This is a genomic window from Streptomyces sp. NBC_00483 (assembly GCF_036013745.1).
Classification (GTDB): Bacteria; Actinomycetota; Actinomycetes; order Streptomycetales; family Streptomycetaceae; genus Streptomyces.
This window is the reverse complement of sequence record NZ_CP107880.1, coordinates 1,091,370-1,108,077: the sequence shown is the minus strand read 5'-3', so window position 1 is coordinate 1,108,077 and position 16,708 is coordinate 1,091,370. Positions and strand designations below refer to the sequence as shown.

Genomic DNA, 16,708 nt, shown 5'->3' with positions numbered 1-16,708 from the left:
GGCGGCTGGGCGGACCCCTGCCGCGACGTCGGTCAGCCCCGCGGAGAGTGCACCGTGTCGGCGCTGATGGTCAGCAGGACGCGTTCCTGGTCGCGGCCGCCGAACCAGGGATAGGGCCCGCCCAGGTACTTGTGCGCCACCTTGTCGATGTGTGCTTCCGCACCCTCGGTCGTGGACGTCACGACGCGGCCGCGCACCGCCCAGTACCGAGAAGGATCTGCCGGGTCCGCGATGCCGACGGCGACGCGGGGGTCGCGGCGGATGTTCCGCATTTTCTGATGGGTGGTCACCGTGTTGATGACCACCTGGTCCCCGTCCCTGTCCACCCAGGTCTGGGTGATCTGAGGCGAACCGTCCGGCATCAGCGTCGTCAGGAAACAGATGGCCGGCCCGTCCAGGGCGGCGGCCAGTTCACTCGGCAGTGGCATTTCGGGCACCTTTCACGTGTGGCACGGGAACGCCCAGCCATCAAACACTGCCGCCCGGTCCGCTACGGGGCAGGGGTGCATCAACTCCGGCGCCGGCGCGCCGCATCGTCATGGCAGATGCGGAAGCTCCTCTGCGCCGAGCAGGAGCAGGTGTGCCAGGTCCCCGGCGTCGTAGAGGTGCAGATACACGGTGTCCGCGCTGCCCTGCGCCAGGCGGTGGATGTGCTGGACGACGGTGTCCGGGATGCCGACCACCGCCGCTTCCCGCAGGAAGGCGGAGGTTGCGACCGAGGACCGGCGGTCGGTCTCGGCGTGGGCCTGCACCGCCGACGATCACCGGGATGCGGTGGGTGGGCCGGGGCGGGGTGCGGTTGTCGGTGAGGCGGTAGTGCGTGCCGTCGTGGGAGAACGGGGCGCTGTCCCACAGGCCGCGGATGACGGTGAGTTGCTCCTCGAGCCGGTCGAAGCGTTCGGCGAGCGGCGGGAAGGGAATGCCGAACGCCTCGTGTTCGCGTGCGTACCAGCCCGCACCGAGACCGAGTTCGACGCGGCCGCCGCTCATCTCGTCGACCGTGGCCACCGTGGTGGCGAGCAGCCCCGGGTGGCGGAAGGTGGCCGCGGTCAGCAGGGTGCCCAACCGGCGTCCACCCCGAGGGCACCGCGACCGCGACTCCGCCCGGCAAGCCGCTCAGCGAGTCCGAACGCACCGTGGTCGACCATCTGATGCGGGACGGCCGGGCCGCGGGCCTGGCCAACTCCACGGCACACCGCGTCGTCCGCCGGGTCCTGGACGAACGCTGGGTCCAGCCGCGGCTCGAGACGGTCTCGCAATGGCTGGGGTTCGACACCCCGTTCCTGCTGCGTCTGCGCGTCGCCCCCGGTTCGACGTCCGACGTGATGGGCCGCATCGACCGGCTGCCCCAGACCCGGCTCACCGCCCACGTCGCGGGCGACCTGTCCGTGCTGTGCACCGGGCTCGTGGCCGACCGGGTCGCTCTGGCGGCGTTCATCGACCACGAACTGGCGGAGGTGCCGGGCATCGTGAAGGCCGGCGTGGACGTCATGCTCACCGAGCCGCGCTGCTACTGGCTGGACCGGGACCGCGGGTCGGGCCTGGGGGAGTTCCATCCGCCGGGGCTGCTGTGAAGGTGGGCGGGGCCGGCGCGGCGAGCGATTCTCGCCGGGCCGAGACCGGTGCGGGGAGCGATTCTCGCCAGGCCGGGACCAGCGCGGCGAGCGACTCTTACCGGGAGGCGACCCCGGCCGCCGCCACCCGCACCGCCAAATCCAGCAGATGCCGGTCGCTGCCCCGCGGCCCCACGAGGCAGAGGCCCACCGGAGCGGTGCGGCTGCGGATGGGAATGCTGACGGCGCAGCGCCCCGTCAGGCCTGCCAGACAGGTGAGTTGGAAGGTCTGGGCCCTGGTTTCCTCGATGGCGGGACCGCCGATGGAGGCCTCTTCCCGGGTGGGGGCCACGGAGGACGCGGACGGCAGGAGCAGGATCCGGTCGCCGAGCAGGTCGTCGACGCGGCCCCGGGCCTCGCGCAGCACGCGCTCGGCGGCGGCCAGGTCGGCGGAGGTGTAGGCGGACGCGGTTTCGAAGCGCGCCCGGACATCGGGGTTGAGCGAGTCCCAGTGGCGAGACACCCACGGGCCCCACTGACGCCACGCTTCCACGCCCTGCTTGGTCTGGAAGGCGCGCACCCACCCGGGCAGCACACTCGCGTCGAACCGTACGGTACGCAGCCGCGGCAGATCCGCGGCGCGACGCCAGCCGGCCACCGCCCGTCGCACGGAGGCGGATACCTCAGTCGAGGCCACGTCGACGATGTCCTGGGCAAGCACCGCACCCGAGGGCATGGGCCCCTCGGCGCGGGGGAGCAGGACCCGGCCCGCCGCGCGCAGCGTACCCGCGTCGCGGGCGATCCAGCCGACCGTGTCGAAGGACGGCGCGAGCGGCAGCAGTCCCGCGGTGGACACCGCGCCGTGGCTCGGGCGGATGCCGTACAGGCCCTGGTAGGAGGAGGGGATCCGGATCGAGCCGCCGGTGTCGGTGCCGAGGCCGATGTCGGCTTGTCCGAGGGCGACGGCGCTGGCGGGCCCGGAGGTCGATCCGCCCGAAATACGGTCGGGGGCCGCGGGGTTGGGCGGCGTACCGTAGTGGCCGTTGGTGCCTGCCAGGCTGTACGCGAACTCGTCGGTGCGGGCGATGCCCGCGACGTCCGCGCCCGCCGCGAGCAGGGCGGCGACCGCCGCGGCGGTCACGGCCTGTGGCCGACTCTCGGCGAGCCACGCGGGATTGCCCGCGCCCACCCGGTGCCCCTCGACGGCGAACAGATCCTTGACGGCGACACGGAGCCCGGACAGCGGGCCGTGCCCGGTCGCGGCCACCAGCGGGTCACCGAACTCCCGCCACACGGTGGGGTCGTGGGTTCCGGGCCTGGGTGCCGCGGAGGCGGGGCGTGCACCGAGCGGCAGCACCGCACCGGCGCCCGCCGCGGCCGCGAGAGTGAGGAAACCCCGTCGATTCACTGCCTGCATGCGTACAAAACTCCCTAACTGGTGGGTGGCCGTGCGGTGTTGAGAGAAAGCGGTTGAATGGAGGAGAGGGGCTACCGCCCGAAGTCCTGCTTCCTGATGACCGCGTGCACCCCGGTCGTCCGGTCGACCACCTGGGACACCTCGAAGTCGGCCGCCGCCGACAGATACGCGTACGCGACCGGGCGGCTCATGCCGAGGTCGGACTGCAGGAAGTCGAGCGCGTTGACGACCGCGCGGCGCATCGCGACGTCCAGGTCCGAGAGTTGGCCCTTGTCCCCGGCCGCGCCGTCCGGATCGGAAAGACCGATCGGCAGCCACGCCTCGTCGGTCTCCCCGAACGGGTAGTGGTACGCGACCGAAGGGGCGTGGCCGGAGCCGGGCTTGCAGACGGTGAGCCGGAACGTCGTGCGCAGCGACCCCTCGAGCGCGGTCAGCGCCACCTCGCCGTTGCCCATCGCGAAGTGCGGGTCGCCGGTGTGGAAGAGGGCACCCTCGGCGTGCACGGGGAGGTAGAAGGCGGACCCGGACCCGAGGTGGCGGATGTCGATGTTGCCGCCGCCGAGGGTGGGCGGGATCGAGTTCAGGAGCGGGTCGGTGAGTGAGTCGGCGTCGGCGTACGCGGTGCCCATCAGGCCCATGTGCGGGTTGAGCGGGAAGGTGACCTCGCCGGGCCCGTCGAGGGGCAGCACGCCGTGCCCGTCCCCGCTCCCGCCGCCGGTGCGGATCGGGGTGAACACCGAGACGTTTCCGTACTGTTCGGGGTTCTTGGAGGATGCCCGGCCGTCCGCGGCGACGGGCGGCATGACCTCGTCGAGCGCGATGCCGTCGGGGGCGCCGCCGTCCCGGGCACGCGCCAGGGCGCCCTTGCCGTGCCGGCTCGACACGACGCCGTAAGGTACGCGCGGCAGCAGTGACAGTGTCTCAACCTTCAGTACGTCACCGGGCTCGGCGCCCGCCACATGCACCGGGCCCAGGACGACGTGCGGGCCGTCGGTGTCGAACGAGCGGGGCGTACGTGTGTAGTCGCGGGCGAGATCGACCGCGTCCCGCAACACCTGTTCCTCCCCGACACCGTGCTCCTCGAACCAGGCGACCGGGTCGCGCCCCTGGTCCTCGAGCAGCCCTTCGTGCGAGACGGCATCCACGGTCAGCGTCTCGCCGGACCGCATGCGCAGCACGGGTTCGGCGTCGCGGGCGGGCACGTAGCCCCAGCGGACGGTGTCGGGCGTGGCACGCAGATAGTGCTGACCGTGGATGGGCCCCTTGCCGGGCTGCAGGACGCGCCCAGGTCGGGAGACGGCGGCGGGCCGCGATGCCGCCGCCGCAGCGGCATGCGAGCCCACGGCCACCATTCCACCGGCCGCACCGAGTCCCGCCGCGATGCGCAACATGCCGCGCCGCCCGAGCCGGGACGCCAACGCCTCGTACACCGCAGGGAGTTCAGTGGCCTCGGCGGTGGGCGCACCGGGAAGGTGGTTCGGTATACGCGGCTCGTGTGACATCAAGACCCCTCGTCGTATCGCGGTATACACATGTCACGTGGTGACACGTGGCGTGCGCGGGTGATGTGCCTTTCCTATGCAGCGCCTGTTACCGGGAGGGGGCGCGTCCGGTTTCCTGGGCGTAACGCGCGGGAGGGCGTCGCAGTGATGTGTCGAGTCCCGAGGTCCTGTTGGTCGGGGTGGGTGCGGAGTCACTCATGCGAGCCCGCGCGGTGCTTGGGTCTTCGCCTCACGGTGTGGCTGATTGGCGGCCTTTCCGCGCCCAAGTGCGCTGAGGACACTGCGGGAAGGGAACTGCCGTAGGGGGGGGCGGAGTCATGGTCCGACGCAGACGACACCGCTCCGCGGCGCGGAACCGGCGGGCCGTCCGACTGAGGGCTACGGTGGCGACCGGTCTGGTCCTGATGATCCTCGTGCTGGTGTACTGGGAGCACATTTGGGTCTATGTCACCGTCCTGGTGGCTGCCGTGGTGCTGGGTGGTACGGGGTGGTGGCTGTGGCGCACCGACCGGCTGCTGCGAAGCGGAGACAGGGCCTGGCGTCGGAACGAGGCGGTCAGGTCCGGCCGTCGCACGCTCGCCGAGGTGGACGTGATGACCGGCACTCAGTTCGAGGACCTGGTCGCCGGCCTGTGTCGACGCGACGGCTGCACCGAGGTCCGTCGGGTCGGCGGCAGCGGGGACAACGGTGCGGACGTCGTGGGCCGACTGCCGGACGGCCGCTCGATGGTGATCCAGTGCAAGCGCTACGCCCCGGCCGCCAGTATCCCCAGCCGCGAGCTGCGCGACCTGCTCGGCGCTCGGACGCATTTCAAGGCCGATGTCGCTGTCTTCGTGACCACTACCCGGTTTACCGGGCCGTCCGAGAGGTTCGCCGTCGACAACGACATTCTTGCCGTCCATCGGGACCATCTCGGCCTGTGGAACAGCGGGGCGGCTCTGACGTCCTTGGTTGCCGTCAACGGTGGCGGTCAGGGCAACCGTCGGCACCGGTCGCGATGGAAGAAGACCTACGGACGGTAGCGGGTGGACGGGGGCGCCGGTTCCGGATCGGTGCGGCGCCCCCCGGGCGGGCTCATGAGAAGGAGCGCAGCCCGACCTGCTCGGGGTCGGGTCCGCCGCGGACCCCGGTGTCCAGGGCGTCGATGGCCGCGACCTCGTCCGGGGTGAGGGAGAAGTCGAAGACGTCGATGTTCTCCACGATGCGGTGCGCCTTGACGGACTTGGGGATCGGCGAGAAGCCGCGTTCGAGGTGCCAGCGCAGGACGACCTGGGCCGCGGTCTTGCCGTACTTCTCGGCGAGAGTGGTGACGGCCTCGTCGCGCAGCGGGTCGGTGGCGGCGCTCGGCGTGTCGGTGAAGTAGCGGTTCACGCCGCCGATCGGGGACCAGGTCTGGGTGACGATGCCGTGCTCGGCGTCGAAGTCGCGGACGTCCCGCTGGGTGAAGTACGGGTGCAGCTCGACCTGGTTGACCGCCGGGACGATCTCGGTCCGCTCCATCAGGCCCGCCAGGTGGGCCGGACTGCTGTTGCACACACCGATGGCCCGTACCCGGCCGTCGGCCAGGAGCTTCTCGGCCGCCCGGTAGGAGGCGACGGTGGCGTCCAGGTCGGAGGGGACCGGCCAGTGCAGCAGGTACAGGTCGAGGTGGTCCAGGCCCAGGTTGGCCAGGCTGGTGTCGAAGGCGCGCAGGGTGGAGTCGTACCCGTAGTCGGTCAGCCACAGCTTGGTGGTGACGAACACCTCCGAGCGGTCGACGCCGGAGCGGCGGATGCCCTCGCCGACCTCCTTCTCGTTGCCGTACGCGGCCGCGGTGTCGATGAGCCGATAGCCGTTGGTGAGCGCCGTCTCCACGGCGGGGACGGTCTCTTCGGGGGTGCTCTGGTACACGCCCAGGCCCAGGGCGGGCATGGCGACGCCGTTGTTCAGCGTGATGAGGGGGGACTTTGCAGACATGAGGGGTCCTTGTGTGTGCGAGGTGGTGCGGGAGGCCGGGAGACGCGGGGCGGGACCCCGGTCAGCTCTCGATGACCTTCAGGTAGTCCTCGGTGAGCCGGTCGCCCGCCGGCGGGGTGAGCCCGTCGAGCTTGGCCAGCTGCTCCGGGCTGAGCTCGATGGCGTCGGCGCCGGCGTTCTCCTCCAGGTAGGCGACCTTCTCGATGCCGGGGATCGGGACGATGTGGTCGCCCTGGGCGAGCAGCCAGGCCAGGGAGATCTGCGCCGGCGTGGCACCGACCTCGGCGGCGATGGCCTCGACCTCGTCGACGATGCGCAGGTTGGCCCGGAAGTTCTCGCCGGTGAAACGAGGGTTGGTGGTGCGGAAGTCCTCCGCGCTGAAACTCTCGGTCGAGCGGATCTTGCCGGTGAGCATGCCGTGGCCCAGCGGGGCCCATGGCACGAAGCCGATGCCCAGCTCCCGGGTCAGGGGCAGCAGCTCGGTCTCGGCGGGGCGCTCCCACAGCGAGTACTCGGTCTGCAGTGCCGCCACCGGGTGGACCGCGTGGGCCCGGCGGACCGTGCCGGCCGCGACCTCGGAGAGCCCGTAGGCGCGGATCTTGCCTTCCTGGATCAGCTCCGCCAGCGTGCCCACGGTCTCCTCGATGGGCGTGGCCGGGTCCAGGCGGTGCTGGTAGTACAGGTCGATGTACTCGGTGCCGAGCCGCTTCAGGGAGCCTTCCACCGCGATACGGATGCTCTCGGGGCTGGAGTCGAGGGCGCCCTCGCCGCGGCCCGAGTAGGAGATGAAGCCGAACTTGGTGGCCACCACCGCCTGCTCACGGCGCCCCTTGAGGCCCCTGCCGACGACTTCCTCATTGGTGTACATGCCGTACACCTCGGCGGTGTCGACGAAGTTGACGCCCATCTCCAGCGCCCGGTGCAGGGTGCGGATCGACTCCGCCTCGTCCTTGCCGGCCCCCGTGTAGAGGGCGTCGCTCATCGGCATGGCGCCCAGACCGATCCGGGAGACCTCGAGATCTCCGAGCGTGGTGTGCTTCATGGTTCTTGCTCCAAGGTTTGTTCTGCCTGCGTGCGCGGCCTGCCCGTCCACGGGTGACCGTCAGGCGATCGCTACTGCTGCGGCTGCCGGAGCCGTGCCGCACAACCACCTTCGGCGAGATCTCGTCCCGGTGGCAGACCGGGATCTTGGGGGTAATGACAGGGACCCCCACCGCACCGCCGAGTCGGCCGGTCCGGGGCGAGACTGGAGAAATGGCACATGAACACACCCCCAGCGGTGCGAGCGAGGGCGCGGAGCTGGGTCGGTTCCTGCGTGCACGCCGCACCGCGACCAGCCCGGAACAGGTCGGTTTCACTGCGGGGGCCGGCCTGCGCCGCACCCCTGGCCTGCGCCGGGAGGAGCTGGCCGCCCTGGCCGGGATCAGCATCGCGTACTACGTACGTCTGGAACGGGGCAAGGAGACCCGTCCCAGTCCCTCGGTCCTCGACGCGCTCGCCCGCGCCCTTCAGCTCGACGACGCCGAGCAGCAGCACCTACGTGAGCTGGCTGCCCGCGCCGCCCGCTACGCGCCCCAGCCGCCGCCGGCACCGAGCCGCACCGTGCGCCCCCACCTCAGGCTGCTGCTGGAGTCGCTGCGTCCCGACCCGGCGTACATCGTCAGCCGCAACATGGACCTGCTCGCCTGGAACCCCGGCGGCCTCGCCCTGTACGCGGGCATGGCCGACTGGCCGCACAAGCAGCGCAACCTCGCCCGGTATCTCTTCCTGCACCCCGACGCCCAAGCAGTGCTGCCCGACTGGGACCGCCAGGTCCGCGGTTGCATCGCCGAACTGCGCGCCCAGGCGGGCACCGCGCCCGACGCCCCCGACCTCACCAGTCTCGTCGGTGAACTCCTCCTCAAAAGCCCGGACTTCGCCAAACTCTGGGAGCGCTACGAGGTCAGTGGCGGCAAGGCCGGCCACAAGACCATTCACCACCCACAGGTCGGCACCCTCACGCTCACTTCCCAGTCCATGCCGCTGAACGGCACCCCTGGTCAACAGCTCGGCGTGTACCTGGCCGAGCCGGGCACCCCCGACTACGACGCCGTGCTTCTGCTCGACATGACCGCACCCCCGGAGCCCGCCGTTGGTGTGCGGGTTCCTCGCACAGCCCGAGGCCGCCGAACGACCGGCGGAATTTGAGGGGGACTGACAGTACCCCGAACGACAGGGCCTGCCGCCGGGCGCCGTTCCGAGGTCTGATGGGCGGTGAACGCGCGTCCCAAGAGGCACCCCTGACATGCGAAACATGGTCAGCGGCCACTGCCGGAGGGACACCATCGACACTCTGAAGGAGTTGGTGCGGCCATGACGGCCCGAAAGCCCAACGATGCCGCACGGTCCGCGCACGAGCGGCTGTTCCCCGGCCATGTCTCGACGCTCGCGGTGACCGACCCGGAGCTGATCGCGTACTTCGACAACTTCGCCTTCGACGAGGTGCTGCGACACACCCCCGACCTGCCGGAACGCACACGCCTGGCGATGCAGCTCGCGGCGATGATCGCGGTCGGCGCGGTGTCCGAGTACCGCGTCATGCTGGGCGCGGCACTCACCGTCGGTGTGACCCCGGTGGAGGCCAAGGAGGTCGTGTACCAGGCGGTGCCGTACGTCGGCATGGCCCGGGTCTTCGACTTCCTGCACGCCACGAACGACGTGCTGACCGAGCGGGGTGTGGAACTGCCCCTGGCCGGTCAGTCCACGACCATCCCCGGGACACGGGGCGCCGACGGTCTCGCCGTCCAGAAGCAGATCGTGGGTGACACCACGGTCGACACCATGTACGCGAACGCGCCCGCCGACGAGCAGCACATCCAGGAGTTGCTGAGCGCCAACTGCTTCGGCGACCACTACACCCGCACCGGCCTGGACGTCCCCACCCGCGAACTGTTGACGTTCGCGCTGCTGGCCGCGCTGGGCGGGGCGGACCCGCAGGTCCGTGGCCACGTGGGCGCCAACCTCCATGTGGGCAACGACCGGGCGACCCTGATCGCCGTACTCACCGCGCTGCTGCCGTTCATCGGCTACCCGCGCACCCTCAACGCCCTGCGCGCGGTCGACGACATCGCTCCCGCGACCTCTGAGGAAGACCACGCATGACCTCTCGCACCTGGCTCATCACCGGCGTCAACAGCGGCTTCGGGCACGCGCTGTCCAGCCGGCTTCTGGAGCGACCGACGCGCAGGTGGACCACCTGATCACCACCAACCTGACCGGCTCGATCACCCTGATCCGAGCCGCTCTGGACAACCCGGCCCACGCGTTCCTGGCCATGCTCGACCCGGCGAACGGTCTCGCCGTCGTCGACCTGCCTTCGGAGTGGGGTTCGAGGACGAGCAGGCACTGGACGTCGCCACAGTCGCCACCGCCGCTCCGGCCAGCAGGCCGCGCAGCTGCGGCCTGCTGGGCGGGGTGGGCGAGTTCATCGCCAGAGGGCTCCTGCTCAGGTGTTCTCCAGAGGGAGGCACGGTGCAGGGCGCGGTGGTGTCAGCGTTCCATCATCTTCATCTGGGCTTCGGTGTGCGTGTCACCGGCCGCCGGCGGGAGGTTCGTCAGGCGCTCCAACTGGGCGGTGGAGAGCCGCACGGTGTCGGCGGCGGCGTTCTCCTCGAGGCGGGTGACGCGCTTGGTGCCGGGGATGGGGGCGATGTCGTCGCCCTGCGCGAGCAGCCAGGCGATGGCGACCTGGGCCGGGGTGGCGTCGGCCTCGGCGGCGATCTCCTTGACCTCGTCGGCCAGGCGCAGGTTGTGCGCGAAGTTGTCGCCGGTGAAGCGCGGGTTGTCGCGCCGGAAGTCGTCCTTGTCGAAGCCCTCGATGGAGCGGATCGTGCCGGTGAGGAAGCCGCGGCCGAGCGGGGAGAACGGGACGAAGCCGATGCCCAGTTCGCGCAGCGTCGGCAGGACGTGGGCCTCCGGGTCGCGGGTGAACAGGGAGTACTCGGACTGGAGGGCGCTGACCGGCGTCACGGCGTTGGCCCGGCGGATGGTGTCGGGCCCGGCCTCGGACAGTCCGAACGCGCGGACCTTGCCCTCGGCGATCAACTCGCCCACCGCGCCCGCCGTTTCCTCGATGGGAACGTTCGGGTCGACGCGGTGCTGGTAGTACAGGTCGATGTGGTCCGTGCCGAGGCGGGTGAGGGAGCCCTCGACGGCGGTGCGGATGTTGGCCGGGCTCGAGTCGAGGTTGCCGGGGCCCGCGCCGTCGTGCGAGACCATGCCGAACTTCGTCGCGAGGACGACCTCGTCGCGTCGTCCCTTCAGGGCGCGGCCGAGCAGTTCCTCGTTCGTGTAAGGGCCGTAGATCTCGGCGGTGTCGATGAAGGTGACGCCAAGTTCCAGGGCGCGGTGCACGGTGCGGATCGACTCCGCGTCGTCCTTCCCGGCGCCGGTGTAGGCCTGGGACATGCCCATCGCGCCGAGACCGATCCGGGAAACTTCCAGATCGCGCAGGTGGATGTTGTGCATCAGTGCTCTCCGCTCCATCGCATTCGGGCCGGTTCCACTCTGGTCCGGTCGCCCGGCCGCCGCTCGTCGGGAGCCCGACGCGGCGCGCGGCGAGGCGGTGCCGGGCACGTCGACGTGCGCCGTCCGTGACCCGACCCGGGAGGAACCCTGCGGCCGTACCTCTCGCTGGCAGCCTACGACCGCGTCACCTGTGTCATCGCGCCTGTGGGGCTTTATGGGGGGCCGAGCTGTTAGGGGGAATGGCAGGGCCCCTCACGGAGCGGCCGATCGGTCGATGCGGCGGTGGACGGTACCGCGGTTGTGCGGGTGACGGCGAGACGGCCGCCCCGCCCCTTCACGGCCGGGTTCCCGCTGCTCACCCTGCCCGGCCTGACCAGGGGCCGTGACTCACCCCGCCCGGCAGAACGGCTCCTTGCCCATGGCCCCCTCGATGCCGCCCAGGATCAGCTTCTGGAACTGTTCGGCTCCCGGGAAGGAGCCGTCCGAGGTGAAGTCCTTGGCGTCGTGGCCCAGGGTGGTGAGCCAGGCGCGGCCGCCGTCGTAGTACTGGCACCAGGCCACCGGGTGGGACTTTCCGTGGCCGGGGTGGCCCTGGTTGCCGGTCGCGCCTTCGGCGAGGGTGGACTCGTCGACCGTGGCCAGGAGGCGTACGCGGGTGGGAGCCGGGACGAGGTTGTACCACTCGTCCGTGAAGTTCCAGCGTGCCGGGAGGTCCTTGGTTGAAGTGTCGCGGTGGTTCTCGGTGACGACCGTGCCGGGCTGGTTCGGGCCGTGGTCGTAGAAGTTGGCGTTGCCCAACAGGCCCTCGTACCAAGGCCAGTTGTATTCCGTACCGAAGGCGTTGTGGATGCCGACGAAGCCGCCGCCTCCGCGCACGTACTGGCGCAGCGAGGTCTGCGCCGCGTCGTCCAGGGTGTCGCGGCTGGTGGAGTAGAAGATGACCGCGTTGTAGTTGAACAGGCGGGAGGGCGTGGCCAGTTGGGTGACGTCCTCCGTCCAGTCGACCGTGAAGTTGTTCTTCTGGCCCATGGCGACGAGCGCCTTCTGGACGACGTTCGCGTCGCCGAGCGTCGGGTTGAGGCCGCTGCCGAGGGCCGGGCCGAGGTTGGCGTGGCGGGGGCCGGCGGTGCGGGTGTAGAGGAGGACCTTGTAGCCGTCGGTGGCCGGGGTGAAGTTGCCCCAGTCGTGGTAGCACTTGGGGCTTGTGCCGCGGCAGACGCCGTAGTCGGGGTCGCCGAGTTCTTGGGCTCCGGTGGCACCCGGTTTGGTGTCGCGGGTCTGGCCGTGGGCTGCGCCGAGGAAGGCCGCGAGGGCCACGAGAGCGGTCGCGAGTGCCGCCGCGAGCAGGGTCATCGGGGTGCGGGGTCTTGCCGTCATATCGGTCGGACCTCCCATGGAAACTCTCGGAACTCTCGGAACTCTCACTTGACGACGATCTTGCCCGTGGACTGCGGGAAGGCCGGGTCGTTGTAGAAGTACTCGCCCGCCTCGGTGAAGGTGTGCTTGGCCGACTGGCCCGGCATCAGTAGCGCCGTGTCGAATTCGGCGTCGAAGAACGCGGCGGCGCCGTGCGCCTGTTGATTGTCGGCGGGGTTGGTGAAGGTGACTTCCGTGCCGACGGGAACGGTGAGGTGCTGGGGTGCCATGGCGTTCTGCGCGACCGTGTTCTCCGTCGTACCCGGTGCGTTGGTCTTGGTGTCCCAGACGCGGCCGAGGACGACCGTGTTCTTGGCCGTCTCGCCGGTGACCGCCGCGGTGCGGATCTGGTTGCGGCGGGAGGGCGGTGTGGGTGCCGGTGCCTGCCCCACCTTGCCGCCGATCTTGAACGCCCACAGGTGGTCGCCGCGCGGGATGTCGGGGAACGGCAGTCCGTTGCCGCCGGCGAGGACGGCGACGTACTGTTCGCCGTCGATCTCGTACGAGACGGGGATGGTGTTGACCCCGGCGCCGCACTGCCACGTCCACAGCGTCGAGCCGTCGGTGTCGTCCATCGCTTCGAGTACGCCGTCGGGGCGGCCCTGGAAGAGGACGCGGCCCGCCGTGGTGAGGATGCCGTTGCCGTGCGCGAGGGACCAGTCGCCCTCCTTGCGCCAGGCGACCGTGTTCGTCCGCGGGTCCATGGCGACCAGGCCGCCGCCGAACAACTCACCAAGCGGGCGGGCGGTGTTGACCCTTCCGCCGCGCGTATTGGAGTACGAGGAGTTGACCAGGCCGTAGCCGATGTAGACGTATCCGGTCTTCGGGCTGAAGGACGGGAAACCCCAGTCACCGCCGCCGCCCGCGCCGGGGAAGATGATGGTGGCCCGGTCCCAGAACACCGAGTACAGGCCGCCCGCCGGGTAGAACGGCACCGGCTTCGTCGGCTTGTCGAAGCGGGGGAACGGGTCGGTGAACGGCTCCCCGCCGGGGAACGGCTGCGTCGGTGATGTCTTCTGGAGGGTGTGCTGAGGGACCTTGCGTTCCTCCATGCCGTGCAGCGCCTCGCCGGTGCGCCGGTCGAGGATGTAGAACCAGCAGGTCTTGGAGCCGTAGACGACGACCTGCCGCTTCTTGCCGTCGACGAGGAGGTCGGCGAGGACCGGCGCCATGACGTTGTCGGCGTCCCAGATGTCGTGGTGCACCGACTGGAAGTGCCAGCGCCGCTTCCCGGTCTTCGCGTCGATCGCGACGATCGAGTTGGCGAAGAGGTTGTCTCCGCCGCGCGAGGAGCCGTCGGTGCGGGGGTATGGGTTGCCGAATGTCCAGTAGACCAGGCCGAGTTCGGGGTCGACGGCCGGGTGGATCCAGGGCACGGCGCCGCCGGTCTTCCAGGAGTCGCCCTCCCAGGTGTCGTGGCCGTACTCGCCCGGTCCCGGCGGCCCCCAGAAGGTCCACACGACGTCGCCGGTCTTCGCGTCCAGTGCGTAACCGCGGCCGCGCGCGCCGGCCGTCGAGCCCTCGGTGCCGACGTAGATCCTGCCGTCGTGGTGCACGACCGCGCCGGCGAGTCCGCCGCTGTTGCCGCCGCACTGGCCACTGTTGATGTCGCAGCCGTCGTCGCCGCCGTTGTCCTCGACGATCAGCTTCTTCTGCCAGAGGACCGCGCCGGTCTTCTGGTCGAGGGCGTAGACGATGTTGGCGCCCGAGATGGTGAAGACCTTGCCCTCGGCGACGGCGACGCCGCGCATGTTGGTGGTCTCGGTGCCGAGGTTCGTCTTCCACAGCACCTTGCCGGTGCGCCCGTCGACGGCGAAGACGTTCTGCTGTGTCGTCTCGACGTACAGCACGCCCTTCTGCACGACGATCGTGCACTGCTGGTACGCGCTGGTGGAGCCGCCCTCCAGATTGATGTGCCAGGCGCCGCCGAGCTTCTTCACGTTGCCCGGGGTGATGGCGGTGAGGGTGGAGTGGTTCTGATTGCCGAAGTTGCCGCCGACCTTGGGCCAGTCACGCGCGGCGACGCCCAGGGTGGCGGGCTGCGCGGGGACGGGGAGCGCGAGGCCGGCGGGCTTCGGGGCCGCCTCGGCGGTGCCGGCGAGTGCGGGGAGCGAGGTCGCGCCGCTCGCGGCGGCGGTCAGCAGGAAGGTGCGTCTTTCCATCGTTCAGTGCCTCGATTCGATCAAGGTCCGCTAGATGGTTCGAAAGTTCCGCACAGTAGGTTCGCGGGATGGTGGGTCACGTTAGGGACGGGGGTGCGGGCATGGCAATACCTGGGGCGGGGGTTGTTGCCGCGAACTTCCTCAACTCCCGTTTATGCAGGTGAGGTTGGTACCACCAGGTGGACCGGGATCATCGACGGCGGCATGGGACTCTTGTTGCGGCGCCCCTGCCCCGTCTCCTCCCAGGCGTGCGCCAGGATGCCGACGCTGCGGCTGAGCACGAACAGGCCGCGCGCCAGCGGCGCGGCGAAGCCGAGTTCGGCGTAGATGACGGCGGTGGCGCCGTCGATGTTCATCGGGACCGGCTTGCGGCCCTCGCGGCCCCGGTTGAGGTGCGACTCCACGGCCAAAGCCGCGCGGAGGTAGGCGCCCTCGACGGTGCCGTCCGCCACCGCCCGGTCCACGAGTGAGAGCAGCGGGTCGCGGCGCGGATCGTGGGGGTGGAAGCGGTGGCCGAAGCCCGGCAGATAGCGGGAACGGGCACGCCACTCGGCGATCACGTCGGCCGTGGCGGACTCCAACTCCCGTCCCTGAGCGTGTAGTTCGACGATGTCGGTGAGCAGCTGTACGCACTGCTGGCCCGCCCCGCCGTGCACGTCCCCGAGCATGTTCACCCCGGTCGCGACCGCGCTGTTGAGGCCGACCCCACAGGTCGCCGCCATGCGGGCGGCCGCGATGGAGGGTGCCTGCGGACCGTGGTCGACCCCCGCCACGAGGGCCGCTTCGAGGAGGCGGGCCTGGTCGGGGCGGGGGAGCTCGCCGCGCAGCAGCAGCCAGATGGTCTCGACGAAGGTGGTGTGTCCGATCAGCTCCTGCACGGGGTGCTCGCGCAGTTCGATGATGCCCGGCTCGATACGGCTGACGGCCGTGGCCCACCACTGGGCGACCTGGCTGTCCGGGTCCTGCCCCTCAGGGGGTGAGGCCGTCATGAGCGCAGCGCCTCTGTGGCGCGGCTGTCGGTGCGCCAGCGCGCGATGAGCCGCGCCCGTTCCTCGCCGTGCTGGTCGAGCAGCGGGGGAGGGGAGGCCGGCGGCAGCGGCTCGCCGTCCACCAGGACGCCGTTGCCGCTGACCCGCAGCGTGCGGTCGGAGCCGTCCGGGTAGGGGAGATCGGTGAAGAACCCGCGGTGCGCGAGCTGTTCGAGCTCCACCGCCTCCGGCACGGTCAGGACACGCGCGGCGGGGACACCGGCGGCGGAGAGTGTCTCCTCCCACTCCAGCGCGGTCTTCTGCGACAGCGCCGCGTTCAACTCGGCGTTCAGCTCGGCCCGGTGGAGCTTGCGGGCCTCGCGCTCCGCGAAGCGCGCGTCGTGGATCAGGTGGGAGAGGCCGGTGAGGCGGCAGAGCGTGGCGAACTGTTCCTGGCGGTTGGCCGCGATGTTCAGGCCGCCGTCGGCGGTCTCGAAGGTTCCGGAGGGTGCGGCCGTCGCGTTCTGGTCGCCCATCGGTTCCGGATCGATGCCGCTGACAAGGTAGTTGGAGACGGCCCAGCCCATCGCGGACAGCGATACCTCCAGCATCGAGACGTCGAGGTGCGCGCCCTGCCCGGTCCGCTCGCGGCCGAGCAGAGCGGCGCTGATGGCGAGGGCCGCGCCCATGCCGCCGAGCGAGTCGCAGACGGGGAAGCCGACGCGCAGTGGGGCCGTGTCCGTCGTGCCGGTGATGCTCATCATCCCCGACACGCCCTGGATGATCTGGTCGTAGGCGGGGGCGCCGCTCATCGGGCCCGACTGCCCGAAGCCCGTGATGGAGCAGCTGACCAGGCGCGGGTTGAGGGCGTCGAGGCGGGCACCGTCGTATCCCATACGGGCGAGGACCCCGGCCCGGAAGTTGTCGAGGAGTACATCCGCGCCGCGCACCAGCTGCTCGAAGTCGGCCCGGTCGGCCGGGTCCTTGAGGTCGAGGGCGAGGGACTGTTTGCCGGCGTTCTGGGCGAGGAAGGAGGCGCCGATCCCGCTGCGGTTCAGCTCGGGATCGGGGCCGAGGGCACGGGCCAGATCGCCCTTCCCGGGCTGCTCGATCTTGACGACCTCGGCGCCGAGCAGCATGAGGTGGTAACTGCAGTACGGTCCAGCGAGCACGTTCGTGAGATCGAGTACGCGGATTCCTGAGAGCGGTCGTTCGGGCATGCACCGGC

At 70.6% G+C, this 16,708-nt stretch carries 14 protein-coding genes and 2 pseudogenes; 4 read left to right on the top strand and 12 right to left on the bottom strand.

Features of this window, described 5'->3' with window-relative positions; genetic code table 11:
• Positions 1–32: 32 nt before the first annotated feature.
• The 3 genes and pseudogenes from OHA73_RS04740 to OHA73_RS04730 form a co-directional block, all read right to left on the bottom strand.
• The gene (locus tag OHA73_RS04740) at positions 33–428 is read right to left on the bottom strand and encodes a PPOX class F420-dependent oxidoreductase (protein ID WP_266717068.1); all 396 of its coding nucleotides are present in this window, start codon (positions 426–428) and stop codon (positions 33–35) included.
• A gap of 108 nt (positions 429–536) precedes the next feature.
• Entirely contained in the window at positions 537–752 is a 216-nt protein-coding gene (locus OHA73_RS04735) for a hypothetical protein (RefSeq protein ID WP_327654287.1), read from the bottom strand.
• Positions 736–1,068 (bottom strand): annotated as a pseudogene (locus OHA73_RS04730) (LLM class flavin-dependent oxidoreductase); the annotation flags it as partial. The gene OHA73_RS04735 and the pseudogene OHA73_RS04730, both read right to left, overlap by 17 nt.
• A 14-nt stretch (positions 1,069–1,082) precedes the next feature.
• Between OHA73_RS04730 and OHA73_RS04725 the strand changes: the two are divergent.
• Positions 1,083–1,574 (top strand): annotated as a pseudogene (locus OHA73_RS04725) (Lrp/AsnC family transcriptional regulator); the annotation flags it as partial.
• A gap of 97 nt (positions 1,575–1,671) precedes the next feature.
• Here the strand turns inward: OHA73_RS04725 and OHA73_RS04720 are convergent.
• Positions 1,672–2,970 carry an amidase family protein gene (locus OHA73_RS04720; RefSeq protein WP_327654286.1) on the bottom strand — a complete coding sequence of 433 codons (1,299 nt, stop codon included), beginning with the start codon at positions 2,968–2,970 and terminating at the stop codon, positions 1,672–1,674.
• Between the two features lie 71 nt (positions 2,971–3,041).
• Positions 3,042–4,472, bottom strand: a complete 1,431-nt coding sequence (locus tag OHA73_RS04715) for an acetamidase/formamidase family protein (RefSeq protein ID WP_327654285.1) — start codon at positions 4,470–4,472, stop codon at positions 3,042–3,044.
• Positions 4,473–4,855: 383 nt separating this feature from the next.
• Between OHA73_RS04715 and OHA73_RS04710 the strand changes: the two genes are divergently transcribed.
• Positions 4,856–5,494: a restriction endonuclease gene (locus OHA73_RS04710; protein WP_266717078.1), complete on the top strand. Its 639-nt coding sequence runs from the start codon at positions 4,856–4,858 to the stop codon at positions 5,492–5,494.
• 52 nt (positions 5,495–5,546) lie between these two features.
• Here OHA73_RS04710 and OHA73_RS04705 read toward each other — a convergent pair whose 3' ends face one another.
• Both OHA73_RS04705 and OHA73_RS04700 read right to left on the bottom strand, forming a co-directional pair.
• A complete protein-coding gene (locus OHA73_RS04705) occupies positions 5,547–6,428 on the bottom strand; it encodes an aldo/keto reductase (RefSeq protein ID WP_327654284.1) in 882 nt (293 codons plus the stop codon).
• Between the two features lie 61 nt (positions 6,429–6,489).
• Positions 6,490–7,470: an aldo/keto reductase gene (locus tag OHA73_RS04700; protein WP_327654283.1), complete on the bottom strand. Its 981-nt coding sequence runs from the start codon at positions 7,468–7,470 to the stop codon at positions 6,490–6,492.
• A gap of 212 nt (positions 7,471–7,682) precedes the next feature.
• Between OHA73_RS04700 and OHA73_RS04695 the strand changes: the two genes are divergently transcribed.
• Together OHA73_RS04695 and OHA73_RS04690 are read left to right on the top strand one after the other, a co-directional pair.
• The gene (locus OHA73_RS04695) at positions 7,683–8,615 is read left to right on the top strand and encodes a helix-turn-helix transcriptional regulator (RefSeq protein ID WP_327654282.1); all 933 of its coding nucleotides are present in this window, start codon (positions 7,683–7,685) and stop codon (positions 8,613–8,615) included.
• Between the two features lie 165 nt (positions 8,616–8,780).
• Positions 8,781–9,569 (top strand): carboxymuconolactone decarboxylase family protein, encoded by a 789-nt coding sequence (locus OHA73_RS04690; protein WP_327654281.1) that lies wholly within the window; start codon positions 8,781–8,783, stop codon positions 9,567–9,569.
• A 387-nt stretch (positions 9,570–9,956) separates the two neighbouring features.
• Here the strand turns inward: OHA73_RS04690 and OHA73_RS04685 are convergent, their stop codons facing one another.
• From OHA73_RS04685 to OHA73_RS04665, 5 genes are all read right to left on the bottom strand, one after another.
• Entirely contained in the window at positions 9,957–10,934 is a 978-nt protein-coding gene (locus tag OHA73_RS04685; protein ID WP_327654280.1) for an aldo/keto reductase, read from the bottom strand.
• 387 nt (positions 10,935–11,321) lie between these two features.
• A complete protein-coding gene (locus OHA73_RS04680; protein WP_327654279.1) occupies positions 11,322–12,311 on the bottom strand; it encodes a ThuA domain-containing protein in 990 nt (329 codons plus the stop codon).
• Positions 12,312–12,355: 44 nt separating this feature from the next.
• Positions 12,356–14,512, bottom strand: coding sequence for an outer membrane protein assembly factor BamB family protein (locus OHA73_RS04675; protein WP_327654278.1), 2,157 nt, complete (start codon positions 14,510–14,512; stop codon positions 12,356–12,358).
• 152 nt (positions 14,513–14,664) lie between these two features.
• Complete coding sequence (locus OHA73_RS04670) at positions 14,665–15,501, bottom strand: citryl-CoA lyase (RefSeq protein ID WP_327654277.1); 837 nt, start codon at positions 15,499–15,501, stop codon at positions 14,665–14,667.
• On the bottom strand, positions 15,498–16,700 hold the full coding sequence (locus tag OHA73_RS04665) for a CaiB/BaiF CoA transferase family protein (protein WP_327654276.1): 1,203 nt from the start codon (positions 16,698–16,700) through the stop codon (positions 15,498–15,500). The genes OHA73_RS04670 and OHA73_RS04665 overlap by 4 nt, the downstream gene beginning before the upstream one ends.
• Positions 16,701–16,708 lie beyond the last annotated feature (8 nt).

Excerpts from the sequence above, each read along its gene's own strand:
- OHA73_RS04715 (WP_327654285.1), bottom strand. The coding sequence starts at position 4,472 with ATGTCACACGAGCCGCGTATACCGAACCACCTTCCCGGTGCGCCCACC.
- OHA73_RS04665 (WP_327654276.1), bottom strand. The coding sequence starts at position 16,700 with ATGCCCGAACGACCGCTCTCAGGAATCCGCGTACTCGATCTCACGAAC.
- OHA73_RS04675 (WP_327654278.1), bottom strand. The coding sequence starts at position 14,512 with ATGGAAAGACGCACCTTCCTGCTGACCGCCGCCGCGAGCGGCGCGACC.
- OHA73_RS04685 (WP_327654280.1), bottom strand. The coding sequence starts at position 10,934 with ATGCACAACATCCACCTGCGCGATCTGGAAGTTTCCCGGATCGGTCTC.
- OHA73_RS04695 (WP_327654282.1), top strand. The coding sequence starts at position 7,683 with ATGGCACATGAACACACCCCCAGCGGTGCGAGCGAGGGCGCGGAGCTG.
- OHA73_RS04680 (WP_327654279.1), bottom strand. The coding sequence starts at position 12,311 with ATGACGGCAAGACCCCGCACCCCGATGACCCTGCTCGCGGCGGCACTC.
- OHA73_RS04740 (WP_266717068.1), bottom strand. The coding sequence starts at position 428 with ATGCCACTGCCGAGTGAACTGGCCGCCGCCCTGGACGGGCCGGCCATC.
- OHA73_RS04690 (WP_327654281.1), top strand. The coding sequence starts at position 8,781 with ATGACGGCCCGAAAGCCCAACGATGCCGCACGGTCCGCGCACGAGCGG.
- OHA73_RS04720 (WP_327654286.1), bottom strand. The coding sequence starts at position 2,970 with ATGCAGGCAGTGAATCGACGGGGTTTCCTCACTCTCGCGGCCGCGGCG.
- OHA73_RS04670 (WP_327654277.1), bottom strand. The coding sequence starts at position 15,501 with ATGACGGCCTCACCCCCTGAGGGGCAGGACCCGGACAGCCAGGTCGCC.
- OHA73_RS04700 (WP_327654283.1), bottom strand. The coding sequence starts at position 7,470 with ATGAAGCACACCACGCTCGGAGATCTCGAGGTCTCCCGGATCGGTCTG.
- OHA73_RS04705 (WP_327654284.1), bottom strand. The coding sequence starts at position 6,428 with ATGTCTGCAAAGTCCCCCCTCATCACGCTGAACAACGGCGTCGCCATG.